At 38.1% G+C, this 24,849-nt stretch carries 17 protein-coding genes and 4 pseudogenes; 14 read left to right on the forward strand and 7 right to left on the reverse strand.

Annotation, left to right across the window (positions count from 1 at the left end; all coding sequences use genetic code 11):
• Window positions 1-94 precede the first annotated feature (94 nt).
• A complete protein-coding gene (locus tag AAFX60_006075) occupies window positions 95-1,477 on the forward strand; it encodes an alpha-amylase family protein (GenBank protein XDF78690.1) in 1,383 nt (460 codons plus the stop codon).
• A gap of 85 nt (window positions 1,478-1,562) precedes the next feature.
• Here AAFX60_006075 and AAFX60_006080 read toward each other — a convergent pair whose 3' ends face one another.
• Entirely contained in the window at window positions 1,563-3,554 is a 1,992-nt protein-coding gene (locus AAFX60_006080; GenBank protein ID XDF78691.1) for a methyl-accepting chemotaxis protein, read from the reverse strand.
• Window positions 3,555-3,859: 305 nt separating this feature from the next.
• Between AAFX60_006080 and hinT the strand changes: the two genes are divergently transcribed.
• The 4 genes from hinT to lpoB all read left to right on the forward strand — a co-directional run bounded on the left by hinT (window position 3,860) and on the right by lpoB (window position 6,771).
• Window positions 3,860-4,210, forward strand: a complete 351-nt coding sequence (hinT, locus tag AAFX60_006085; GenBank protein ID XDF78692.1) for a purine nucleoside phosphoramidase — start codon at window positions 3,860-3,862, stop codon at window positions 4,208-4,210.
• Window positions 4,211-4,277: 67 nt separating this feature from the next.
• The gene (locus tag AAFX60_006090) at window positions 4,278-5,675 is read left to right on the forward strand and encodes a hypothetical protein (protein ID XDF78693.1); all 1,398 of its coding nucleotides are present in this window, start codon (window positions 4,278-4,280) and stop codon (window positions 5,673-5,675) included.
• Complete coding sequence (locus AAFX60_006095) at window positions 5,675-6,064, forward strand: YcfL family protein (protein XDF78694.1); 390 nt, start codon at window positions 5,675-5,677, stop codon at window positions 6,062-6,064. The genes AAFX60_006090 and AAFX60_006095 overlap by 1 nt, the downstream gene beginning before the upstream one ends.
• A 116-nt stretch (window positions 6,065-6,180) precedes the next feature.
• Window positions 6,181-6,771 (forward strand): penicillin-binding protein activator LpoB, encoded by a 591-nt coding sequence (gene lpoB, locus AAFX60_006100; GenBank protein ID XDF78695.1) that lies wholly within the window; start codon window positions 6,181-6,183, stop codon window positions 6,769-6,771.
• Between the two features lie 79 nt (window positions 6,772-6,850).
• Here the strand turns inward: lpoB and tcpI are convergent, their stop codons facing one another.
• A complete protein-coding gene (gene tcpI / locus AAFX60_006105) occupies window positions 6,851-8,713 on the reverse strand; it encodes a toxin-coregulated pilus methyl-accepting chemotaxis protein TcpI (GenBank protein XDF78696.1) in 1,863 nt (620 codons plus the stop codon).
• Window positions 8,714-9,118: 405 nt separating this feature from the next.
• On the opposite strand from tcpI, the gene AAFX60_006110 reads away from it, so the two are divergent.
• Entirely contained in the window at window positions 9,119-9,457 is a 339-nt protein-coding gene (locus tag AAFX60_006110) for a YggL family protein (GenBank protein ID XDF78897.1), read from the forward strand.
• A 63-nt stretch (window positions 9,458-9,520) separates the two neighbouring features.
• Here AAFX60_006110 and AAFX60_006115 read toward each other — a convergent pair whose 3' ends face one another.
• Window positions 9,521-10,264, reverse strand: a complete 744-nt coding sequence (locus AAFX60_006115) for a class I SAM-dependent methyltransferase (protein ID XDF78697.1) — start codon at window positions 10,262-10,264, stop codon at window positions 9,521-9,523.
• Window positions 10,265-10,546: 282 nt separating this feature from the next.
• On the opposite strand from AAFX60_006115, the gene thiK reads away from it, so the two are divergent.
• The 6 genes and pseudogenes from thiK to AAFX60_006145 all read left to right on the forward strand — a co-directional run bounded on the left by thiK (window position 10,547) and on the right by AAFX60_006145 (window position 18,387).
• The gene (thiK, locus tag AAFX60_006120) at window positions 10,547-11,383 is read left to right on the forward strand and encodes a thiamine kinase (GenBank protein XDF78698.1); all 837 of its coding nucleotides are present in this window, start codon (window positions 10,547-10,549) and stop codon (window positions 11,381-11,383) included.
• Between the two features lie 125 nt (window positions 11,384-11,508).
• A complete protein-coding gene (ycfP, locus tag AAFX60_006125; GenBank protein XDF78699.1) occupies window positions 11,509-12,060 on the forward strand; it encodes an alpha/beta hydrolase YcfP in 552 nt (183 codons plus the stop codon).
• A gap of 362 nt (window positions 12,061-12,422) precedes the next feature.
• On the forward strand, window positions 12,423-13,712 hold the full coding sequence (locus AAFX60_006130) for an NAD(P)/FAD-dependent oxidoreductase (GenBank protein XDF78700.1): 1,290 nt from the start codon (window positions 12,423-12,425) through the stop codon (window positions 13,710-13,712).
• Window positions 13,713-13,879: 167 nt separating this feature from the next.
• Window positions 13,880-15,173: pseudogene (locus tag AAFX60_006135) on the forward strand (DEAD/DEAH box helicase).
• A gap of 9 nt (window positions 15,174-15,182) precedes the next feature.
• A complete protein-coding gene (locus AAFX60_006140) occupies window positions 15,183-15,629 on the forward strand; it encodes an exoribonuclease R (protein ID XDF78701.1) in 447 nt (148 codons plus the stop codon).
• 389 nt (window positions 15,630-16,018) lie between these two features.
• A pseudogene (locus AAFX60_006145) lies at window positions 16,019-18,387 on the forward strand (cellulose-binding domain-containing protein).
• 128 nt (window positions 18,388-18,515) lie between these two features.
• On the opposite strand, the gene AAFX60_006150 reads toward AAFX60_006145, so the two are convergent.
• The 3 genes and pseudogenes from AAFX60_006150 to AAFX60_006160 form a co-directional block, all read right to left on the reverse strand.
• A complete protein-coding gene (locus AAFX60_006150; GenBank protein XDF78702.1) occupies window positions 18,516-19,982 on the reverse strand; it encodes a carbon starvation protein A in 1,467 nt (488 codons plus the stop codon).
• Between the two features lie 160 nt (window positions 19,983-20,142).
• Window positions 20,143-20,858, reverse strand: a pseudogene (gene btsR, locus AAFX60_006155) (two-component system response regulator BtsR).
• Window positions 20,851-22,532 (reverse strand): annotated as a pseudogene (locus AAFX60_006160) (sensor histidine kinase). Before AAFX60_006160 ends, btsR begins: the two co-directional pseudogenes overlap by 8 nt.
• Window positions 22,533-22,778: 246 nt before the next feature.
• Between AAFX60_006160 and AAFX60_006165 the strand changes: the two are divergent.
• Window positions 22,779-23,366: an acetate uptake transporter gene (locus tag AAFX60_006165; protein XDF78703.1), complete on the forward strand. Its 588-nt coding sequence runs from the start codon at window positions 22,779-22,781 to the stop codon at window positions 23,364-23,366.
• A gap of 67 nt (window positions 23,367-23,433) precedes the next feature.
• Here AAFX60_006165 and AAFX60_006170 read toward each other — a convergent pair whose 3' ends face one another.
• A complete protein-coding gene (locus tag AAFX60_006170; protein ID XDF78704.1) occupies window positions 23,434-23,595 on the reverse strand; it encodes a heat-shock protein HtpX in 162 nt (53 codons plus the stop codon).
• A gap of 312 nt (window positions 23,596-23,907) precedes the next feature.
• On the opposite strand from AAFX60_006170, the gene htpX reads away from it, so the two are divergent.
• Window positions 23,908-24,783 (forward strand): protease HtpX, encoded by an 876-nt coding sequence (gene htpX / locus AAFX60_006175; GenBank protein ID XDF78705.1) that lies wholly within the window; start codon window positions 23,908-23,910, stop codon window positions 24,781-24,783.
• Window positions 24,784-24,849: the final 66 nt, after the last annotated feature.

Genomic DNA, 24,849 nt, shown 5'->3' on the forward strand with positions numbered 1-24,849 from the left:
TCTACTCCTACTGTATTTTATAGAATGGGGAGGAGGGCAACGAAAAACGGCCTTTTTATAATTGGCTCACATCATAAAAAAGGATAATAATGAAATGAGTCAAGCAACACAGCAGCATTCCGATCCGGTTCCTATCGTGAGTAACGTGATACTTCACGCTTTTGATTGGAGCTATCAACGAATTACTGAACAAGCTGAATTAATTGCTCAATTGGGTTATCGCTCAGTGCTTGTTTCTCCTGCCATGAAATCTCTTAACTTGCCATCAGGAACCAAGTGGTGGCAGCGTTATCAACCTCAAGATTACCGTTTGATTGATAACCCTCTTGGCGACACGTTTGATTTTAAACGCATGGTTGAACGTTTAACTGAGCTTAATATTTGGGTTTATGTGGATGTGGTGTTTAATCACATGGCCAACGAATCGGATATTCGAGCTGATTTAGAATACCCAAATCAATGGGACAGAGAAGACTACGCTAAAGATCCTGAAAAGTACGAGGCATTAACTTTATTTGGTGATTTATCTGAGCCTCTGTTTACTGAGAACGATTTTGTTGAAGCGTTTGGCATTGAGAATTGGAATGACAAATGGGAAGTGCAGAACGGGCGTATTTCAGGTGGTCCACACGATCCCGGTTTACCGACATTAGCCGATAATGAACACGTTATTGCACAGCAACGTGCGTATTTAAAAGCGTTAAAAGCCATTGGTGTGAAAGGCTTTCGGATTGATGCCGCAAAGCACATGAGTCTTGAGCATCTTGAGAAAGTGTGGGATGAAGAGATCACTCATGATATTCATATCTTTGGTGAGATCATTACCGATGGCGGTGCAACAAAAGAAGAGTACGAAACCTTTTTAAGCCCATATTTACAAGAAACCAAATTAGGTGCTTATGATTTCCCTCTGTTTAATACCTTGTATCAAGCGCTAGAGGGAGAGGGGTCATTAACAAGCTTGATAGACCCGTATGTCTACGGCATGGCGCTTTCTCCATTACGTGCAATTACTTTTGCTACTACTCATGACATTCCTAATAACCAGGTGTTTCAAGACCTTGTTATGTCTGAAGAAAACGAATGGCTAGCTTATGCGTATTTGTTTGGGCGTGATGGTGGTATTCCGTTAATTTACTCAGAGAATGAGATCAGTGGATTTAAAAATATGGAAGGTAATCCACGCTGGAAAGAAGAGTGGTGCTCTAAACGCATGACGCAATTGATTGGGTTTTATCATGAAATGTATGGTGAAACTCAAATGCAAGTTGAAGCCAGTGATGAGCACTTGGTGTTTGCACGAGGCGAGCGTGGTTTAGTCGCTATTAATAAATCTGATCATAATATTGAAGTGAATGTCGCGGTTAAGGCGGATATAGTTTGGTTAGAGCATACTTCTCAAACTTATCATGCACCACAGCAAGGGAATTTGCGTTTCTTTATTCCTGCAAAATCGTATTTGCTGTTTTCTCGTTAATTGTTAGTTTTTAGAGTAAAGCGTAATAAAAAAGGTGGATAATTTATCCACCTTTTTTGTTTGTTACATTGTTTATTTAAGATAACTATACTTTAAATTGATGCACAATATCACTTTGTTGATGAGCCAGTTCATTTAATGTTTGGCTTACATTAGCAATGTCGTTCATCGCTTCTTGGTTATTTTCAGCAATGTGGCTGATGTCTTCTAAGCTACGTGCAATCTCAGTTGTTGTTGCACTTTGCTCGTTTGCCGCTTGAGAAATGTGATTACTCATGTGGCTGATCTCTTCAATTAAGTTTTGGATCATCACCATCGCATTATTGGCTTCGTTGGTTTGAGTGACGCTTTGTTGCATGTCTTCAACACAGCTTTCAATCACTGTCGTGGTGGTTTTTGAGCTTGATTGAAGGTTAGCAATCATTACTTCAATTTCAGAAGTTGATTTTGCTGTACGTTGAGCAAGAATACGAACTTCATCAGCAACAACCGCAAAGCCACGGCCTTGTTCGCCGGCACGAGCGGCTTCGATAGCGGCATTAAGTGCCAGTAGGTTGGTTTGTTCAGCAATGTTATTAATCACATCCAAAATTGAGCCAATTTCGCTGCTTACTTTTTGAAGGTTTGATACGGCTTGTACTGATTCATCTAAACGAGAAGAAAGCTGCTCAATGGTCTCTAAGTTGTTTTTCATGACTTGCTGACCGTGCTCAGAAGCCGCTTCTACTTCTTGTACTTTTAGTAGTGAACTTTCTGAGCTTGATGCAACTTCTACAACCGAGTGTTCCATCTCTGTCATTGCCGCTGCAACGCTTGTAGTTTGTTCACGTTGGTTCAGTAGTTGTTGTTTCGCTTTCTCTGCGGTTGCGTTGTTATTTTGTGCCACTTCAGTCAGTTCGTCTGATGCTCCACTTAACTGGATTAATACTTTTTGTAGATTGTCGGCAAGGGTATTGATATGACGAGATACACGGCTAAATTCGGTATTTCGTTTGGTTTCAATACGCTGAGTCATATCGCCAGAGGTTAATGACTCTAGGATCTTAAGCATGTTTTGTAGTGGGGTACGAACTGATGTCGCTAGGTTAAAACCAATAAAGGTCGCTAACAGAGAAACAACCACACCCAGAACAATCCCTTTATAAAGACTTTGTTGGTAAATGGTGTCTGCTTGTTGCAGTGAGTTTTGTAAATCTTGGTTTGCTAATTGATTAAATGAAGTCAGCAGGGTAATGGCTTTATCAATTTGCTGAGCAAGGTTTGAGATGTTGGTGTACAACGCATCTTTAGCCGTTAGATAGGTAAAGTGAGTATTTAGAATCCCTTCTTTTTGTCCTACTTCAGCGCTGAATTGTTTTACTGAATCATCAAATGTGCCTTTTAGCTCAGGCAATTGGTTTGCTAGCCCACGGTAAGCGTAGTTTAGGTGCGTAACTGCTTTTTTGTTTTGATTAACGGCTTTATTAACCAATGCGATATCGTTACTTGCTAATGCATCCGAAGTAATCAGCTCTGCGTCTTCTAGTTTCACGAAGTAGCTTTTCGCCATCATCTTAACAGCGATACTTTCTTGGTCATTAATGTATTCTTTCATACGTACACTTAACTCAGTGTAAAGACGTTGAAAGTTACGGATCGCTTGTTGTTTTTCATCTTCAGCCGTTAGTAGGGCTTGGTAGTTATCCATTGCTACTTTTGCTTCATTGAAATAAGCGCTTTCTATTTTAGCCAGTTCTGATCGTTGTTGTGCACCCGTGTTTTTTTGTTGAGCGGTATTGATAAGTTGTTTAAAGGTATTTTTAAATTTGGTTTCTGCAACAGAAAATTGCTCACGAGCTTGCTGCATTTGAATAGTATCGCGAGTAGTAAGGAAATCTTTAAATGACTTATCAGCAGCAAGTAAGGAGACGCTTGTTTCGTTTGATAAGCTCACTAAAGGCATGGATTCTGAAGAGACAGATTGCATCTGTTTGTGAATATTGCTCGTTCCGTTGAGCATTAAGATAACCGTCGTAATAAATAGGATAACAATTAAGGAGAATCCTGCGTACATGCGACGAACTACCGAACTGTTCATGTTGTATCTCTCTTTCATCTAAAAGGGTATTAAGATTGTGCAATGATGATTTTTTTGCTTGCGAGTCTTAAAATGGCTACAGTGATTATTCATGATATGATTAACTCGTCACACAAATTGCGACCTTGTCTATAAAATTAACAATAACTGTTAAAATTTTTACATTATTTCGGGTGAGTTCTCTGTTTGGGTTTTAGATGATTGCTTTTACTATTTCTCAAGTGATTGTTTTTGAGCTATTTGTAACGCATACTAAGTGAAAGTAAAAAATAAAATAGAATTCTGGGTATTATTGGAGGCGCTTCATGGCTGAAGAAACAATTTTTAGTAAGATTATTCGCAAAGAAATTCCTGCGGATGTGGTATATCAAGATGATTTAGTTACGGCTTTTCGCGATATTAATCCAAGAGCGCCAAGCCATGTATTGATCATTCCTAATAAATTGATCCCTACTACGAATGACGTAGAACCAGAAGATGAATTGGTGATGGGACGTTTGTTTACTGTGGCTAGAAAAATTGCACAAGATGAAGGAATTGCTGAAGATGGTTACCGTTTAATCGTCAATTGTAATCCTCATGGTGGTCAAGAAGTTTACCATATTCATATGCACCTAGTTGGCGGTCGCCCTTTAGGTCCAATGCTACTAAGCTAATAGATATCATATAGAGGCTCCTGTTTTTGTGGAGCCTTACTTTTCCAACGATGAGTTTCTTATAATAATGAATTCAATATTGAAGAAATCCACCATAGTTACTTTTGCTTTGCTGCTTTCTGGCTGTGCAAATATGTCTGTTGGCAATTTGTTTAGTCATTATTCAGCTCAAACTAATGATGTTTATCAATTAGTGAAAAGTGGTGAAGCAAAACAAGCTTATACTCTTGAAGAGCAGGAAGTGGGTGGCCCAATTCTTGATAATATGGAGCTTGGTCGTATTGCTTTATTAAGCGAGCAATATGCGGAGAGTAAAACGGATTTTGAAGTAGCAGAGCAAGCCGCAAGAGTACAAAGTGACCAAGCGACTATCTCTGTTTCTGATTCAGCAAATCAAGTGGGTTCTTTAGTCACGAATGATAATTTAATTGACTATAAACCAGCGGATTATGAGTTAGGTTACTTGCATTTATATTTGTCTTTAAATTATTTAAAAAATAATGATTTAGAAGGTGCTTTGGTTGAGGTTCGTAAAGCGAACTATATTCAAGAGCAAGCGAAAAGAGACAGAGAAAAGGATTTACAAAAAGCAGAAAAAGAAGCAAGAAAAGAGGGCGTTAAAACCAACGTAGGGGCTATTTTAGCTAATTATCCAGATGTGGGTAATCAACTTGCTGCAGTTCAAAATGGCTATCTTTTCTATTATTCAGGCCTGCTTTATGAAACCAATCGTTCTTTAAATGATGCTTATATAGATTATAAACGAGCGTTAGCAGTAGCGCCGAATAATAAAACGGTGATTGAATCTGTTCAACGTGTTGCTCGTAAACTGGGTATGCGTAACGATATCAAAATGTTAGAGAAGCAATACGGTGCTTACCAAGTACCAAAACGCTCTGATAGCCGTGTGATTATTATTGATGAACAAGGTATTTTACCGCCATTGTCTGATTGGCGATTGGGCTTACCTATGTGGGATAGCCAAGGTAATTTTGTTCAATATAATTTAGCATTACCTTACTATAAAAACACCAAACGTCAGGTATTTCCGCCACTAAAAGTGAATGGTAAGTCGTTAGCGAGTGATCAAGTTGCTGATGTAACATTAATGGCGAAGAACGATCTTAATGAACGCATTCCTGCAATGGTGATCCGCCAAGCTTTACGTGTTGTTGCTAAAGATGAATTAAGAAAAACATCAAGAAACAGCAAAGAAGAAGAGTTGGTTAATGCGGTCTTTACTATCTTTAATACATTAACAGAACAACCTGATACACGTAGCTGGCAAACACTACCGGCACAAATAAGTGTAACAAGTATGAGTATTGAGCCCGGAAAGAATCAAATTCAATATCAAGGAAATGAACTAGACTTTACAGTAAAGGAAGGACATACCGTTATCGTCTGGTCATCTAGACAAGGAAACGCCGTCACTTGGTGGCATAAACAATTAGGGGAAATATAATGAAAAAATGGTTTATCGCACTTTTGTTACCACTGGCTTTGGCTGCGTGTAGTTCAAGTCAAACAGCAGGGATCAGTGTTGATAGCAGCACTCAAAAAGTTGTCTTTGGTGATAACGTATTGGGTAACCGTTTATCGGTAGAGCAGATCACAACACAAGACAATAATGGCTTGGTGCGTGGTATTGTGTCAGTTACAAGTAAATTTACGGGTGATCAACAGCTTCAATACCGTTTTTACTGGTATGATGAACAAGGTTTAGAGGTTAACGGTTCTGATTCTCCTTGGCGTACGTTTGTTGTTCGTGGTTTAGATACAATGAGCATTCAATCGGTGGCTATGAAGCCTGAAGCAACTCAGTTCCGTGTTCAAATTCGCACATTAGATTGATACTCATCTCTATGAATAGTTGACCACACTGTTTATTAACATTATTTGGTCAGCTATTTATGTTGAAGGGTATGGTTTCTTTTATAAGATAAAGACTCACTAGAGGTAAAAACAAAATGAAGAAAAGTGTTATTGCATTATTAAGCTTGGCTGTATTACTTGGCGGTTGTTCAAACAAGGTAAGCTATGGTGATGCTCAAGCTGTTGAAACAACAACTGTAGATTTCGGTTCAACTGATTTACAAAAAATCGCAGGTGAGATGACTGAGAGCATGCTTTCTTCTGGTGCTGTTGCTCAAATTACTCAAGGTAATCGTCCAATTGTTTTTGTTGAAAGCATTAAAAACAAAACAAGTGAACACATTGATACTGAATCTGTAACAGATTCAATCAGCACTAAACTACTTAACTCTGGTAAGTTCCGTTTTGTAGATATGGATCGAGTGGAAGCAGTTCGTTCACAACTTAACTTCCAAAACAATGATGAGCTAGTAAACCAAAATACAGCAATTCAGTTTGGTAAAATGGTTGGTGCTCAATACATGCTTTACGGCAACCTTTCTAGCATCGTGAAAAATGCAGGTAGCGACAAAGACGTATACTACAAAATGACAATGCGTTTAATGGATTTAGAAACAGGTCTAATTGAGTGGGCTGATGAAACTGAAATCCGTAAGCAACAAGAGAAAAGCCTACTAGGTTGGTAATCTCTTAATTACTTAGAATCATAAAAAAGCCCTTCATCTCGTTGAGTGAAGGGCTTTTATTTTGCGTTGAATATATTGATTAAGACACTTTGAAGAAGCTGACTTCTGCCTTTAATTCTTCAACTAAGGAAACCATTTCTGTATTTGAGTCAATCGCTTGAGTCACGCCTGATAAGTTGTCGACCACCATGTTTTTAATGTCTTCTACATTATGTGCGATGTTTTGGTTTACGATTGATTGCTCTTCAGAAGCGGTCGCAACTGATGAGTTTATATCAACAAGCAGAGTTACTTTCTCTGAAATATTGTTGAATGCGTCTTCAATCTTATCCGATATTTTCGCTAAATCGTTGGTTAGCTGTAAGTTGTTTTCCATCGCATCAACGGCTTTTGTCGCTTCTGTTTGTAGAGTCGCAATGATCGTTTGAATATTGGCTGTTGAATCTTGTGTTTTAACCGCCAAAGCTCTCACTTCATCTGCAACAACCGCAAAGCCACGCCCTTGCTCACCAGCTCGTGCCGCTTCAATCGCAGCGTTTAGAGCGAGTAGGTTTGTTTGGTCTGAGATATTACCAATAACGTCAACCACTGAGCTGATGTTGTCTGATAGGATTTTTAACTCTTCAATAATGCAAGATGACTCTTTAACCGATGATGAAACGCGGTCAACGATAGAAGAGGACTCTTGTAACGTTTTTAAACTATCAGAGGAAAGAACTAATGTTGTGCTCGTCTCTCCTTCAGCAGATAGTGCATTCGCGGCAATATCGTTCGCTGTGGTAGCCATTTCAGTAATAGCTGCAGCGACTTGATCAATGTGTTGTAGCTCAGATTCAGATCGCGTAACGTTATTGTTAGTCACCTCAGAGATTTGTTCTTGATGTTCAGATAGCTTATACATAATGGTGTTTGTTGTTGTCATTACACCAGAAATGCGTGATTGTAAGCTCTCTAATGATTCTGTGATTAAATCAATTTCGTTTCCTGTTTTAGGAATGGATAGATTAGTAAAATCACCACTCGCCATTAGTTGAATATTGCTCACTACATTTGGGATCTGTGAAAGCTCTTTACGAACCACAATAAATTGAGCAAGAGTCAAAACCAAACCAAGAATAACTAAAACACTGATTAACGCTGTTCGGATATTTTGAGCATTTTCAAAGGTGGTGGTTTGGTTTGTAAATACGTAACCAACAAGTCCATGCGAAAGTGGCAACTTTGTTAAGCTAAAAAACTCGTTATCCCCAGCATCAATAAACATTGGCTTGTCTGTCACCCCTTTATATTCAGGCCTAATTTCGAATAAATTCTTATTTAGCCAATCAGGTGAATTACTATCAATAGCAACAATATGACCACTCTGAGTTGTTAAAGCGAATTCAATACCACTATCTGGTATTAATACATTCAAGTTAACCCCAACAGCAATAACACCAACAATTTCATTATTGAATAAAAGCGGAGCACTCGCTGTTATTTCATATATTCCACTGTTAGAAAGGTAAGGTGTTGATATATTAGCTTCTTTTTTATCTTGCATAATAGAGTTAAACCACTCTCTATTACCTTTGATAGCGTTAAATGTTGGATGCCAACCATTAGCAGCAACAGAGAAAACATCACCATTTAAATTGGATAAGATAACATTAGTGTATGTTTTATTTGATTTAACAATATCTTGAATGTTGCTTAAGATAAGCTTTTCGTCAAATGGTTGGTTTGGGTCTAATTCAATGGCAGCTGATAATGATTTTATTGAGCCATAAAGTCCATTTATTGCCGCATTAAAATTAGCTTGAGTTACATCAAGTGCAATCTTACTGGCATGCGTCATGTTGTTTTCTTTGTATGATTTTAAGAAACTTCCTGATGCAACAAGTGTTAAAGCAAGCGTTGTTAATATAACTAAGCAGAAAATTAAAGTTATTTTTTTAATCATTTTTTGAAGGTTAATAATGGTTATAGATTGCGCACATTACACTGCTATTTTATGGTTTGAAATTAAAATTTTCGCTCATTTAAAAGGTTTTATAATTATTTATAAATGGGTTTTCTTAATGCTTTTTTATATATAAAAAGAAGAAAATAAGACGGCGCTATTTGTTTGGTTTTTATAATTATTTAACTCTAATTTATTGTTGTTTAATGGTTTATTTTTTATGGCGCTCGGTTCTTATTTAAGCAGACTAATGCTAGATAAGATAAAAAATAATACCGGCAAGTTTTCGGTTTTCTTATGTTAGTAAGGGATCTTTATGTAATGGCATTTATTTTCAATCAACGCTTGGGTATTTGTGCTGAAAGGAGTATAACTACATCACATCTATCAAATGAGAGAAAAATGATGAAACTGAATAAGTTAGAAAACAAAAATCGTCGTATTCGTAAAAAACTGTACTTAGGTGAGTTTGCGATTCTTGGTTTCGAGGTGAGCTGTGCTACCGAGTTTAAAGATTTCGATCAATATGATGCATTCGTAGATGAGTTTATCGATTACATTAACAGTATTGACCTATGCTTTGGTGGCGGTGGCCTTGAGTTATTTGAAGGCTTTATTTGTTCAATAGAGCGTTACCGTTCAGTAACAGAAGAAGAGCAATTAGCGGTAGCAAACTGGTTGGACGCTCGTTCAGAAGTGAAGAAAGTCGAAGTGAGCGATTTAGTGGATGCTAACTATCTATAATTTTGATTCTCAATAAATCAGAATAAAAAAAATCCGCTGATAATGGCGGATTTTTTATGAGTGCTATTTTTTCACACATACCACGATGGCATTGCCTGACGAGGCTTCAAGTGGAGTGATCTTTTCATAGTCATGTTCAAACATATGAACGTCAAAGTACGGCTCTAACAAGGCTGTTAGCTGGTTAAAGTCAACGGCAACCATTGGGTGTTTGTCATCCCAAATTTCGGTTACACCATCTGTTGTCTTTTCTATTTTCAGCAATAAGTGCTGTTGCTCACCCTCGCCGCAATAGTTCCAACCTGATTGGAAGCTAAATTGACTGCCTTCATGTTCTGCAGCGTGTTTTACAAATGAGCGATTGTCGATTTTGTTTTTAGCTACAGAGTTAAAACAAAGCACACCTTCAGGCTTTAATGCGGCATGAGCACTTGCAATACATTCACTCAGTTTTTTTATATTCGCATTGTAATGAATGGAATAAAGAAAACAGGTGATTAAATCCAATGGTTCTTCAACCTTGAAATTACTCATGTCATGCAAAATAAAATTCGCATCAGGGTTACGCTGCTTAGCTATATCAAGCATAGGTTGGTTAATGTCTAAACCACTTGCTTGGTAGCCATAATTAATAAAATGATGAACATGTGGCCCTGTACCACACGCTAAGTCAAGATAATCTCTTCCTTGATTACCAAAGATTTGGTGTATACGACGTACAAAATTACTTTGTGATTGATAATCAATGTCAGCACACATTAAATCGTAATAGCCAGATAAATCAGTATATAAAGCGTTAGAGGACATTTTAGCCTATCCATTACAACACCAGTCTACTTTAAGTGTTTGATTAACTGCTTATTTTGAGAGGTATAAAAGAAAAACGTCTTATAAGGAATGACAAAGCGTTAAGCCTGAAGAGACGCGTAGGGCGCGGATAATAATTCAATTTGTATTGTTTGAATAGATAAAGTTATTCAATTTTTAAAATGATTTTTTTCGGTGTCTTTTGGTCTTTTTTAAACTCAATGTCACTCTGTGTTAGACTGCGTGAAAGCTTATTCTAATGCACTGATATAACGAGATTTTATGGATAAACAATTTAAAGGTTTTGGTTTAACTATTTCCCATGTTTCTGCTTTAAGTGGTGGATTAACCAATGCGTGTTTAAAAGTTGAAGCAAAAGAAGGCTCGTTTGTTTGGCGTCCAATATCCTTGCAGGCAAAGATTCTAGGAGCGGATAGAGCGAAAGAACATGAGATTCTACAAGCGTTATCTGATGAATCTTTTTCTCCGAACGTATATGGAGCAAATGAAGAGGGGTTATTAGTTGAGTGGTTTGAAGGTGAGGTTATTGCGCTTGATAAAGCTCAAGATGTCGCTGTTGATTTATTGTGTTCGGTTCATCAAATTTCATTAGATAAGTTAAGTGAACAAATAAAAAATAAGCCGATGAGTTTAAAAGATCGAATTATTGATTATTGGAATTCAATTACGCCAGAAAATCAAACACCAGAGATGGAAGCGTATTTTGAGTATTTCTCACAGCAAGATGAGCAAGCTTTCTTCTCTCATTGCTTATGCCATTACGATATTGGTGCATATAATATTGTTGTTAAAGAGGATGGCTATGGTCTCATTGATTGGGAATACGCTTCGATGGGTGACCCAAGCCAAGACCTTACATCTATGATTATTGCTAATCAATTTAATATGGATGATGTTATTTCATTGTATTGCCAAAAACGTAGTTTAAATATTGATGAGTGGAAGCGGGCGGTGATTCATTGGACCCCGTGGGTGACTTTTATGGGGGCGTTGTGGTTCTCATTAGGTTATCAATTACTCAAAAACACTTGCTATCAAGAGTTAGCAGAACGAGAAATGTGTAAATTAATAAAATTACTTCCATCAATTCATAAATAAATTGGCAATAATCTAGTGTAGATCACTGTTCTCAGTATTGCTTCAGTTAAGAGATTTAAAAGCACAGTTTTCGTGGTAGATTAAATTCACTTATATGGAAAACTCTTATACCGAACAGGGGAAACATGATTATTTATCTTCACGGCTTTGACTCAACTAGCCCAGGTAATCATGAGAAAGTAGTTCAACTTCAATTTATTGATGAAGATGTCCGTTTTATTAACTACAGTACACTGCATCCAAAGCATGATATGCAGCATTTGCTTAAAGAAGTGTATAAAGTGATAGAGCAAGCTGGTGATCCAAACCCTATTATTTGTGGTGTGGGCTTAGGTGGTTTTTGGGCTGAGCGCATTGGTTTTCTATGTGGTATTCGCCAAGTGATTTTTAATCCGAACCTGCATCCAGAAGTTAATATGGAAGGTCGTATTGATCGCCCAGAAGAGTATGCTGACATTGCAACTAAGTGTGTAGAAAAGTTCAGAGAGAAGAATAAAGCAAACTGTTTGTGTATTTTATCTAAAAATGATGAAATTCGTGATAACAGCGACACTGCTGCAGAGCTTGAACCTTATTATCAAATTGTTTGGGATGAAAAGGAAACACACAAATTTAAGAAGATCTCACAGCATCTTCAAGCGATGAAGTCATTTAAAGAAGCGGAAACTCTCATTTAAACAACCGTCTCTTTACCCTAATGAAACATAATAAAAACCTCACATTATCGTGAGGTTTTTTGATCTAAACCAAAGAATTAAAATAATGTTACATTTCCTTTCAATTACATCAATTAATTTACACCTCTAAAAAATCTTCTTCATAACATCTATATCTGCTTGATAACATCTGAAATACAGATATATAATGCGAAAAACAACAAAAAGAAGCATATATTGCTCAACTTTGCGTAACGTGAACGCTGTTTCCTCAAGACTTACTCATTTCAGACAATCTAGATATTGCATTGTGAGGTAAGCACAAATTTTTTAATTCGAATGTGCGGGTTAAAACCTTTTTTATTTTTTAGAGGATAATTGTAATGACTAAAATTGTTATTGTTGGTGGTGGAGCTGGTGGTTTAGAGCTCGCTACAAAATTTGGTCGTACATTAGGTCGCAAGGGCCGTGCTGAAGTTACATTAGTAGATCGTAAAGCAAGTCACTTATGGAAACCATTACTACACGAAGTAGCAACGGGCTCACTGGATGAAGGTGTTGATGCTATCAGCTACCGTGCACATGCAAAAAATCACTCTTTCGAATTTCAAATGGGTAGCTTGTGCGATATTAATCGTGAGAAGAAGTTTATTACTCTTGCAGAAATTAAAGACGAACATGGCGATTTAATTATTCCTACTCGTCACATTGATTATGATTACCTAATTCTTGCAATTGGTTCTACATCAAATGATTTCAATACTCCGGGTGTTCGTGAAAATTGTATTTTCCTTGATAGCCCAGAGCAAGCACACCGTTTCCGTACAGAAATGAATAACCAGTTCTTGAAACTGCACGCACATCCAACTCAAAAGACGGTTGATATTGCGATTGTTGGTGCTGGTGCAACGGGTGTTGAATTATCAGCTGAGCTTCATAACGCAGTTAAAGAACTTCGTTCATACGGTTTTGGTGATTTAGATTCGGCAAAACTGAATGTGAACTTGGTAGAAGCGGGTGAACGTATTCTTCCTGCATTACCTCCTCGTATTTCATCTGCTGCACACAGCGAGTTAACTAAACTGGGTGTGAATGTTCGTACAGCAACAATGGTAACAAAAGCGGATTCAGAAGGTCTTCATACGAAAGATGGCGATGTGATCCCTGCGCAAATCATGGTTTGGGCTGCTGGTATTAAAGCGCCTGATTTTATGAAAGACATTGCAGGTCTTGAAACTAACCGCATTAACCAGTTAGTTGTTAAGCCGACACTGCAAACTACACGTGATGATGATATTTTTGTTATTGGTGATTTAGCTTCGTGCGAAAAAGCAGATGGTGGTTTTGTTCCACCTCGTGCACAAGCTGCACACCAAATGGCAAGTCATGCGTTTAAAAACATCGTAGCCAAGATGCGAAACCAAGAAATGAAGCCTTATGTGTATAAAGATCATGGTTCGTTAGTTTCTTTAAGTAACTTCTCAACAGTAGGTAGCTTAATGGGTAACTTAACCAAAGGTTCTATGATGGTTGAAGGTCGTATAGCTCGTGTTGTTTACATCTCACTGTATCGTATGCACCAAATTGCACTTCATGGTGTATTCAAGACCGCATTAATGATGCTTGTTGGTCGTATTAACCGTGTATTACGTCCAAACTTGAAGCTACATTAATCCAATAGATAAACATAAATAGATTTAAAAGCAGAAATACTCCGGTGTTTCTGCTTTTTTTTGTACCTAAATATGAAAAAATGTGCGCTAACTCACCGTAAATCATCTATAATGCGCGGCTAAATTAATAATGAATACATAGACTGTTTGCTTAAGGAATCCACTTTATGTCATTTTCATCTCAAGGTTTTGCACCTGAAATCGTAAAAGCATTAACTGAATGTGGTTATCAAAAACTGACCCCAATTCAACAAAAGGCTATTCCTTTAGCACGTAAAGGTCATGATATTCTGGCGAATGCTCAAACGGGTACAGGTAAAACTGCTGCGTTTGCATTACCAGTTATTCAACAATTATTAGATTCTAAGAAATCAGCAACTCGTCGTACTGCACGAGCGTTGATCCTTGCTCCAACTCGTGAGTTAGCAGAGCAAATCGCAGTAAATATTGCTGATTACATTAAATACACATCATTGACAGTAACTTCTGTGTTTGGTGGTAAAAAATGTCATCTCAAGAGCGCGCTCTAGAGCCGGGTGTTGATATTTTGGTGGCAACTCCGGGTCGTCTTCAAGAACACATCGAAGAAGAAAACGTGTCTATCGCTAACTTGAATTTTTGGTCTTTGATGAAGCAGACCGTATGTTAGATATGGGCTTTGTTAATGCGATCCGTAATATCATGATGGAAGTAAATACGTCTCCACAAATCATGCTGTTCTCGGCAACGTCTTCTGCTCAAATGAACAAGCTAGCGAGTGATATCTTACGTAAACCAAAACGTATCTCAGTTGATCCTGAAAACACAACAGCATCAACCATTGCACACGTTGTTTACCCAGTAGATGAAGAGCGTAAAACAGAGCTTCTTTCTGAGCTGATTGGTCGTAAAAATTGGCAACAAGTGCTGGTGTTTGTGAACTACAAAGAAACAGCAAATGAGATCGTAAAAGAATTAAAACTGGACGGCATTAAAGCGGTTCTTTGTCATGGTGATAAAGCACAGAGTGCTCGTCGTCGTGCATTAGAAGAGTTTAAAGAAGGCAAAGCACGTGTAATGGTTGCTACGGATGTTGCAGCTCGTGGTCTTGATATTGCTGATTTACCTCACGTGATTAACTATGACATGCCTTTCTTAGCAGAAGATTATGTTCACCGTATTGGCCGTACAGGCCGTGCTGGTAAAAAAGGTCATGCAGTTTCATTTGTTAGCCGTGAAGAAGAGCTAACTGTGGTTCAAGTTGAAACATTGATTCAACAGCGTATTCGCCGTGTTGAACAACCGGGTTATGAGCCTAAGAACCGTGATGCTTATATTGATAAAGTAAACACGAAATCGGCATTTAAAAATCGTAAAGGTCGTACAAACAATCCAAATGAAGATCAATCTTCAGCTGAACGTCGTATGCGTTTGAAGAATGTGATTCAAAATAAAGCACGCATTACTAAATTGAAGAAGTAGGGCTGAATTATGCAACGTGATTATACTTTTTCTTGTTTGGTAACTATGCCACGTCATGAGCTAGAAGAATTTAGCCACCGTGTTGTTAGTCGCATGGTTCCAGAAGAGACGATGCAAGAGATCTTTACGTTTGATCAAGAAGAAACGACTGATCAAGATCGCATGCAAACAGCGCAATTAGATGCGATGCTACGTCTTTCTGCTGTAGCGCTTGGTGAAGTGACGCACGCTTTTTCTGAATCTGAAAATGCACAACAAAATAGCTTACGAATGATGCGCCTTATCTTATGGCACACTTATGCAATGCTATTTAATTTAGAAGAAGCGGTATCTTTAGAGCAGCATTGTGAACTGGTTGAGAAAATCTTAGCTAAGCCACCAACCGATGCGTTAAATTGGTTACCTGTATTATCTAAATTATTAAGTGACTATGCGGCGATTGCTGCGAAAAAATAAGTGATTTAATAGCACTAAACGAAAGGTTGAACGCGAAATCGTTCAGCCTTTTTTTATATCTAAAGAAAAAGTGAATATTTTCTCAAATTAACTGTATATGTATTTATATTTTGGGATATATAGTTATTTTAGAACAAAAAATGGCTGTAATTCATCTTTAGAGTCATTTCACATTTATAAATCACTCATACTTTTATTACTTCTATTTCCTTTGATGCATCAATCATATTTAATTTAATAAATCACAGAGATATTGTTAGGGCTAATTTACCGTGTTACATACGTAAGTAATGATTCGAAGAAAATTGCACGGAGTGCAATGGTCAATAATCGAGAGAATCAGATACTTGATTTGTTGAAATATATAAACATGGAAAGAAATAATAATTATGAAAAAAATAAATAAAATAACTCTGGCAATATTGAGTTCAATGCTTAGTGGCTATGTGTATGCATCAGATGTAATTCAAACAACCAATGTTGCTCCTGTTACTTCTGGTGGGCTATGTGAGAGTTTCAATGTTTATCCTGATTGGACTCGCGGAGATCATGCGACAAATGGTGACATTATGGTGCATGAAAATATCGCTTATTCGGCAGTTTATTGGACACAAAGCATCCCAGGAAGTGATAGTTCATGGGCTCTTCATTTAAATTGTGATGGTTCAGAGCCTGGCACTGCACCTGTTCTTTCGCTACAAAACCCTCTTGATCCTATTCGTTTAGAAGTTGCGGGCTGGCCAAATACCTTCGTGGTGGCGAGCCCATCTACATTAGCACCTGCGACTATAACCATTCAGGCAAGCAATAGTGATTCGCTAGCTGATGTTGATCAGTTAACAAGTGCATTTGTATCTGTTATTGAACAAGCTGAGAATGCAGGTGCTGCATCACTTATTATCAGTTCGGATGTGTTGGATCTTGCAACTCAAGATAAAGGTGAGTCTCTAGGTACTGTCGCTGTTAAACAAGCATTGACTAATGCTATCAATATGACAAACAGCAATATTGATATTACAGCTATCAACGCATTATCTGATGATTTAAAAGGGTGGGCTCAAGCGCACAACTTAATCCTTAGCACTCTTGCTCCTAATGCAAATTTTGGTTGGTCAGTGAGTATTGGTGATTTTGCATACGATACGCATTCTGGCCGTCAATCCGTGTGGGATAACGCGTCAGTATTCAGCGCTGATCTACTAGCGACATTAGAGCTATACAAAGTAGATGCAATCAATAAAGCTGACTTTGTCGTGTTTACTAAATCAAGTACAACAACGGCTCTAACAAGTGACCAATGGCACAATGCTTTAGAATATGTAAAACAAGTGTCTGATTATATTAAGGCTCCTGCGATGTTGGCTAACATGCCAACAAACCAAGCCGCAGATTATTTTATGGGGAACTCGGTTAGTAAACCTCAGTTACGTAAAGCGGCATTCAGTAACGTATTTGCACTAACATTTGATCAAGATAGCCAAGAGCTAACAGCTAAGATTGAGCGCTATCAGAATGCGAAAATTCCATTGTACTATGTAGGCGAAGAGCTAGAGAAAGGGTCATTAACTCGTATTGAAGCTTTAAATCAACAATTAGCTGCTGCTGAAAATGCAATGGACAATGAAGCATTTTTGTATGAAACACCGCAATCGCAGTGGATCCCATCAACAGTATACAAGTGGAATGACTTCTTAGATGGCTTAAATGCAATGCACAACATTGGTGTTGCAGGCAATAAGTTCTGGTTAATGAACGATGACGTTGATGATGAAACAAACATCAAATACGCGAAAGTAGCGATAGCCGCTTTCTTAGCACAAAGTATGCAAGAAACAATTCGCTACAATGCGTGTGATGAAAATAACTGGTCTGAAATTAAATATGGTGCACCAACTGATTACCCGATGACAGCGAGTTGTGGTCAACTTGGTCAGAAGTATGCGGATTACGGTGTGAACCCTGTTTCTGGGTTAGATTATGCGTATTCATGTCCTCGTGATAATAAGATGGAAGTAAGTGCTTTAACTCATGCTAAATGGTATGGAGCACCTGCGCCTGTTTTCGCTGCTCCAGATGCGGTACTTGAAGAGCGAGGTTTATTGGTAAATGGCCATGCAGGTCGTTGGACAAATAACGGTCACTGTAATGAAGTCCCTGAAAAAGTAGATACGTCGAAACAAGTATGGGAACGTGATGAATGTAAAATCTACGTTGGCCAAAAAGCAGGTACGTTTATTTGGGATGGTAGCAGCCAAGAAAGTGTTGAAGGCTGTGGTTGGTGGGGCGTGGAGTTATCCAAACAACGGGCCGTCAAAACTTCGGTACACTTAACCACTACTTAGGACGTTCACACGTTGATCCAGACACCATTGGTACAACAATTGATGGTGTAACGGTAGAAGCGCCACCAGCAAATCCACTTTACGCAGAACTTGATTTTTGTTCAAACCCAGGTTTGATCTGTAGCTCTGAAGAGAGTAAAGAAATTAAGTGGATCGCAGGTCTGTTCTACTGGGTAACATCAGTACAAGCTTATAATGATGTAGGCGGTCAATATGCTGATTGGAACTACTATAACGAGCTGAAAAAGTACGTAGATAGCGGCTTGCAAGGGACTCAATTTATAGATGATGTTTCTGGTATTGTAAACCGTGGTTGTCCTGATACGACGTGTTCAACTGGTGATGTTCATAACATTAAAGAGCGTCAAGATAACTTCAAATTAGTATTACAAAAATTAGGTCTTAACCCACAATAAACCGTCAACCCTGTTTACTCATTGTTTTTAGCAGATGTTGAACGCTTAAGAAGTGAGAAGGGTAAGTACTAATATACAAAAATCCCCATTAATAATGATTAATGGGGATTTTTTATTTAACTTGATTATTAAGATTGAAGGCTTTCTTCTTCAGAATCAACTTCGCCACTGTTTCTTGATTTAATAATTACAAGAGCTGCAATTGCTACCGCTGATACTACACCTGTAATCGTTGATAGCGTCATTGGTAAACCAAAACCTAGCTGACTGTTGTTTAGAATGAAAGTAATACAAACACTTGTCATAAATACTGCAGGAACGGTTGTGATCCAGTGTAGTTTGTTATGACGAACTAGATAAGCAGTTGCTGTCCAAAGCATCATTACCGCAGTCGTTTGGTTAGCAAAACCGAAGTAGCGCCAGATAATACCGAAATCTACTTGAGTTAGAATGCCACCGATAACAAACAGTGGTAGTGCCATTAATAGACGGTTACGTAATGTTTTTTGTTCCATGTTGAAGTATTCAGCAAGGATTAGACGGCTTGAACGGAATGCTGTGTCACCAGAAGTGATTGGTAGAATTACCACACCTAAGAAAGCAATGATGCCACCGAATGTACCTAATAGACCAAATGCAGAGCTGTATACCACATTACCTGGGCCACCGTTAGCAACCGCTGCTTGAAGTGCTTCCATACCATCAAAGAATGATAGAGCGATAGCACACCAGATAAGAGCGATAATACCTTCACCGATCATCGCACCGTAGAATACGAAACGACCGTTCTTTTCATTTTCCATACAACGAGCCATTAATGGCGATTGTGTCGCGTGGAAGCCAGAGATAGCACCACAAGCAATGGTAATGAATAGCGCAGGCCATAATGGCAAATCATTAGGGTTCATGTTGGTGAACATTTGACTTGGTTCGTAACCACCTAATACTGAATGGTCACTAGAAATCGCAATCGCTGAAATAAGACCAACAGACATGAAGATGAGTAGGCCACCAAAGAGTGGGTAGAAACGACCAATGATTTTATCGACAGGAACAATTGTCGCAATAATGTAGTAGGCGAAAATGATAACTACCATTGCGGTCATGGTAATGCCTAAATTAAATTGGTCATTCATTAGGTTAGTTAACATGCTTGCAGGAGCTGATACGAATACCACACCAACAAGAAGCAGCAGTACAATCGCGAATACATTCATAAAGTGTTTTGCGCCATTACCTAAGTATTTACCAGTAATACTTGGTACAGAAGCGCCACCATTACGAACAGATAGCATACCTGAGAAGTAATCGTGAACTGCACCTGCGAAAACACAACCTAGCACAATCCATAACATAGCTGCAGGGCCGTAAAGGGCACCCATGATTGGGCCAAAAATTGGGCCGACACCTGCAATATTAAGAAGTTGAACTAAGTATACTTTTGGTGTCGACATTGGAACGTAATCAACACCGTCTGTTTTTGTATGAGCGGGAGTTTGACGGTCTACTTTAATACCGAACACTTTTTCTATAAAAGCACCATACAGAAAGTAACCACCGATAAGTGCTGCAACACAAGTTAAAAACCAAAGCATAATCTATTCCTTGTAAGAGTTAGCTAAGTAAATTTTATAATTAGATGCTGCGTATAATACTGTTGGGCGTAAAGAGTTCACGCCCAAAAAAGGTGAGTGGTTGTGTTTTGCTAGTGAGTGGTTTTATATCAGATTAAGTGGTTTTGATGATATTCACACGTCAATGATGGATACCTAAACGCTCTTTTATTTCTTTAAGATAACGGCGACTAACTTGAGCGATATGGCCATTTTGAGTGACAATTTCGCTGGTTCCATTTTCATGCAATTTAATCTCACGAATAAAATGTGGATTGATTAAAAATTGGCGATGGCAGCGAATTAAAGGGGTCTTTTCTTCAAGTACTTTTAAAGTAAGTTGCGTGCAGGCTTTTTCAGTTTTAGACAATAATTCAACACCAGAGGCTTGAATGCTTGCCACTTCGATTTCATTAGATGGAAGAAGTAGAATACGGTTATGACCAGAACAAGGGATGAGATCGATATCTGGTTGGCTAAGCGGAGTTAAATCTTGTTTCTTGTCTGCTTGAATTAAACGCTTAATGGTTTTTTGTAATCGTGCTGGTTCTATTGGTTTTAATAGATAATCAAACGCATTGTCTTCAAACGCTTTAACTGCAAATTCATCGTAAGCGGTGACAAACACAATGTTCGGCATGGTTTCAGGATCAAGCATGCTGATCAATTCCATTCCAGTAATTCTCGCATTTGGATATCTAAGAATACGACATCTGGCTTTAATATATTAATTTGCTTTAAGCCATCAATGGCATTTCCACATTCAGCAATAATATCAATATGCCCAATTTCGTTTAATTGTTCTATTAATTCTTCTCTAGCAAAGAGTTCATCATCTATTACGATGGCTTTAAGCATGGTTTTTATTCTCTATTGGTAGGTGAATCGTTGCTTTTGTTTGTTGATTACTAATACAGCTCATGGTTAAGCCAAAATTATCACCAAACTGGTTCTTTAAACGTTTGTCGACAATGGTGGTACCTAAACCATTATTTGAGTTTTGTTCAGTATATAACCCTGCATTGTCGATGACTTCTAAAATAATTTGATGATGTGAAGGGTAGGCTTTTATTGTTATTTCACCCGCTTCAAATAAGTTAGATGTTCCATGTTTAATGGCGTTTTCGACAAGAGGTTGCAAGGTAAATGTAGGCAATTTCAAACCGTATAGACTTTCATCAATATCCATATGTACGGTTAAACGATCGGCGAAACGAGCTAACTCAATTTCTAAATAAGATTGTACATGATGCAGTTCTTCTCTTAAGGTGACTTGTTCAATGTTCTGTTTCAAGTTCATGCGGAAAAATTGCGATAAATGCTGAATCAGTTCTCTTGCGCGAGTTGGATCACGACGGATCACTGCGCTAATAGTATTTAGTGCATTAAATAAAAATGTGGGTTTACTTGGGCTTGAAGTACACGAAGTTCCGCTTGAGTAAGTAAAGATTGTTGTTGTAAATAACGTCCCGTTAAGATCTGGTTTGAGAGTAATTTAGCGATACCTTCGCCTAATGTTAGATTGATATAAGAAAATAGTTTCCGTTTTGGTTCATACAGCTTAATGGTGCCAATTACCTCATTATTTGCGCCGATAAGTGGAATAACAAGTGCCGATCCTAGTTTACATTTTTCACAAATAGAACATTGGTAAGGGTGTTCATCACCGTCAATGTACATAACTTTGCTACGTTTAATCGCTTTTTTTGTGTAGTCAGAAGCGATTGGTGTATCGGGTAAGTGGTGGTCATCACCAATACCGATAAAGGCTAAAATTTTCTCTCTATCAGTAATTGAAACCGCACCAACACCAGTTTCTTCATAGATGATTTTCGCTATTTGTTTGCTGTTTTCTTGGTTGAAGCCTTGGCTTAAAATCCCAACCGAACGTTGGGCAATATTGAGCGCTTTATTTGAGAAGGCGGCGGAGTATTTTTCGTAAATAGCTTTTCTATCTTGAATGATACTCATAAACATAGCTGCGCCAATAGAGTTAGCGACTACCATTGGTAATACAATCGATGAGACAAGTGCATAAGCTTGGTCAAAAGGTTTTGCTACTGCCAAAATAATTGTCATTTGAAGTAATTCAGCAATGAAGGCAATCATTAATACAGTTCGAGGTCTAAATAATTGTTCAATCTGATTTTTTCTAACAAAATAAAGATGAAATAAACCACCAAGTAAGCCTTCAGCTGTGGTTGATATTGCACAGGCAAGATCGGTAAAGCCACCCATGGAATAACGGTGTAGCCCTCCGGTTAAACCAACAAAGAATCCAACAAATGGTCCTCCTAAAACGCCACCCATTACTGCACCAATAGCTCGTGTATTTGCAATGGCATCTTGAATAGCGAGCCCGAAATAGGTTCCTAAAATACAGAAGCCAGAAAAGATGATGTAACAAAGAAAACGGTGACTCCAACGAGCAGAAATCGTTGTAATTGGTAAGAAGAGAGGGGTTTTACTCAATAGGTAAGCAAGAACCAGATAGACACTTAATTGTTGTAATAACGAAAACACCAATTCCATTGGTTTACCTATTAAAATAATGACTGAGACTATAGTGTAATCGTAAATTAATGGTGAGTCTAAGTAAGCAAGTTATATAAGTTAATCTTGTTAATGGTTTGTGTAAAACGACTTATTTATGAGACTTATATAAATGCAATGTAAGATTTCATAAATGATGGTTGTGATCTTCATCACCCGGAAATAAACTGCGCGCCTAAACCTAAACACCTTTTTAATTTTTACACTTTTTTTTGAGGCTTCGGCATGTCAAACAAACTTGCAAACCCTGCACCATTAGGCCTAATGGCTTTTGGTATGACAACTGTACTACTTAACCTGCACAACGCTGGTTTCTTCCCATTAAACACAGCTATTTTAGCTATGGGTATCTTCTATGGTGGTACTGCGCAAGTAATTGCTGGCATCATGGAATACAAAAAAGGTAACACATTCGGTACGACTGCATTTACTTCGTACGGTTTCTTCTGGTTATCTTTAGTTGCACTTATCCTTATGCCTGAAATGGGTCTAGGTCAAGCTACTTCAGCTACATTCATGGGTTGGTACCTATCTATGTGGGGTGTACTAACATTCTTCTTGTTCTTAGGTACATTTAACTACCCACGCGCAAAACAAGTTGTATTTGCAAGCCTAACAATTCTATTTGCATTACTTGCAGCTCGTGATTTTACAGGTAGTGTAGTAATTGGCCACTTAGCTGGTTACGTTGGTCTTTTCTGTGGCCTAAGTGCAATGTACTTCTCTATGGCTCAAGTAATTAACGGTGAGTACGGTCGTACTGTATTACCTGTTGGTGAAGTAAAAGCTAAAGCAGAAACAGTAACTGCATAAGTTTTAAGTTTCCATGAAAAAGGCAGCTCATAAAAGAGCTGCCTTTTTTGTGTCTGTAAGAAATTGCTTACTTGTCTAAAGACATTAATGCTTCTTGTGTTTCCATAATTTGTTGCTGTAAATCATTAGAAGAGGAAATACCTAATTGTTCTTTTGCTTCTTCTTTTGATATTCCTAGGTGGCAACAAAGCATATCAATTGCCATCAAATGAGTTTCTTGCTCAGCCATGTCATGTCCTTGATTTTTTCGTCTATCATTGAATTAGTCACTAAAGTAAAGCCAATTGCAGGTGATGACAATACGACCAAAGTCTAAGGCTCTTGATTGATGATTTTTATTTGTCGAAGGAAAAAGTCATGAGTAAAGGTAAATAAGCACAAAGAAAGTGTATCAAAGTGCGTCAAACCCTTGTATTTATAGAAAATGACATTATCTTATCGTTATGCCTGATTTATCGTGCTAGAAACGATAATCAGGGGTCTGCTCAACAAGACGATATACAAAAAATGAGCAGGTTGAATTAATTATTGGAGTAAAGAAATGAAGCGTATAGCGCTGTTTTTAGCAACAAACTTAGCGGTAATGATTGTATTCAGTATTGTTCTGAATATCGTTTACGCGGTTACGGGGATCCAACAAGGTAGTTTATCTGGCTTATTGGTAATGGCAGTATTGTTTGGTTTTGGTGGTTCATTAATTTCTTTAATGATGTCGAAATCAATGGCACTACGTTCTGTGGGCGGCGAGGTAATTGAACAGCCTCGCAATGAAACAGAGCATTGGTTATTAGAAACGGTTTCTCGTCAAGCTCAACAGGTTGGTATTGGTATGCCAACGGTTGCTATTTACGATTCACCAGACATGAACGCATTTGCTACTGGCGCAAAGCGTGATGATTCATTGGTGGCTGTTTCTACAGGTTTATTGCACAGCATGACTCGCGATGAAGCTGAAGCGGTATTAGCGCACGAAGTTAGCCATATTGCGAATGGTGATATGATCACGATGACGTTAATGCAAGGTGTTGTGAATACCTTTGTTATTTTCTTATCTCGTATGATTGCTAATGCGGTAAGTGGCTTTACATCAAGCGATGAAGAGGGCGAAGGTGAAGGCGGAAGCTTCATGACGTACTTCATTGTGTCTACTGTACTTGAATTAGCGTTTGGCTTCTTAGCAAGCTTCCTAACGATGTGGTTTAGCCGTCACCGTGAATTCCATGCGGATGCGGGTGCTGCTCAGTTAGTTGGTAAACAAAAAATGATTGCAGCTCTTGAACGCTTACGTATGGGGCAGGAGTCTCAGCTAGAAGGTTCTATGATGGCATTTGGTATTAACGGTAAAAAATCGTTAACCGAATTGTTGATGAGCCACCCACCTCTAGAGAAACGTATTGACGCTCTTCGTCAAATGTAATCTTTAATTTAAAGATAAAAACCCGAGGCTTTCTCGGGTTTTTTTATATGTATAGATCACATAAAT

It is taken from the genome of Aliivibrio fischeri (assembly GCA_038993745.2).
In the GTDB taxonomy this organism is placed as follows: domain Bacteria; phylum Pseudomonadota; class Gammaproteobacteria; order Enterobacterales; family Vibrionaceae; genus Aliivibrio; species Aliivibrio fischeri_B.

Coding starts and splice junctions, on each gene's coding strand:
- AAFX60_006075 (XDF78690.1), top strand. CDS start 95: ATGAGTCAAGCAACACAGCAGCATTCCGATCCGGTTCCTATCGTGAGT.
- AAFX60_006080 (XDF78691.1), bottom strand. CDS start 3,554: ATGAACAGTTCGGTAGTTCGTCGCATGTACGCAGGATTCTCCTTAATT.
- hinT (XDF78692.1), top strand. CDS start 3,860: ATGGCTGAAGAAACAATTTTTAGTAAGATTATTCGCAAAGAAATTCCT.
- AAFX60_006090 (XDF78693.1), top strand. CDS start 4,278: ATGAATTCAATATTGAAGAAATCCACCATAGTTACTTTTGCTTTGCTG.
- AAFX60_006095 (XDF78694.1), top strand. CDS start 5,675: ATGAAAAAATGGTTTATCGCACTTTTGTTACCACTGGCTTTGGCTGCG.
- lpoB (XDF78695.1), top strand. CDS start 6,181: ATGAAGAAAAGTGTTATTGCATTATTAAGCTTGGCTGTATTACTTGGC.
- tcpI (XDF78696.1), bottom strand. CDS start 8,713: ATGATTAAAAAAATAACTTTAATTTTCTGCTTAGTTATATTAACAACG.
- AAFX60_006110 (XDF78897.1), top strand. CDS start 9,119: ATGAAACTGAATAAGTTAGAAAACAAAAATCGTCGTATTCGTAAAAAA.
- AAFX60_006115 (XDF78697.1), bottom strand. CDS start 10,264: ATGTCCTCTAACGCTTTATATACTGATTTATCTGGCTATTACGATTTA.
- thiK (XDF78698.1), top strand. CDS start 10,547: ATGGATAAACAATTTAAAGGTTTTGGTTTAACTATTTCCCATGTTTCT.
- ycfP (XDF78699.1), top strand. CDS start 11,509: ATGATTATTTATCTTCACGGCTTTGACTCAACTAGCCCAGGTAATCAT.
- AAFX60_006130 (XDF78700.1), top strand. CDS start 12,423: ATGACTAAAATTGTTATTGTTGGTGGTGGAGCTGGTGGTTTAGAGCTC.
- AAFX60_006140 (XDF78701.1), top strand. CDS start 15,183: ATGCAACGTGATTATACTTTTTCTTGTTTGGTAACTATGCCACGTCAT.
- AAFX60_006150 (XDF78702.1), bottom strand. CDS start 19,982: ATGCTTTGGTTTTTAACTTGTGTTGCAGCACTTATCGGTGGTTACTTT.
- AAFX60_006165 (XDF78703.1), top strand. CDS start 22,779: ATGTCAAACAAACTTGCAAACCCTGCACCATTAGGCCTAATGGCTTTT.
- AAFX60_006170 (XDF78704.1), bottom strand. CDS start 23,595: ATGGCTGAGCAAGAAACTCATTTGATGGCAATTGATATGCTTTGTTGC.
- htpX (XDF78705.1), top strand. CDS start 23,908: ATGAAGCGTATAGCGCTGTTTTTAGCAACAAACTTAGCGGTAATGATT.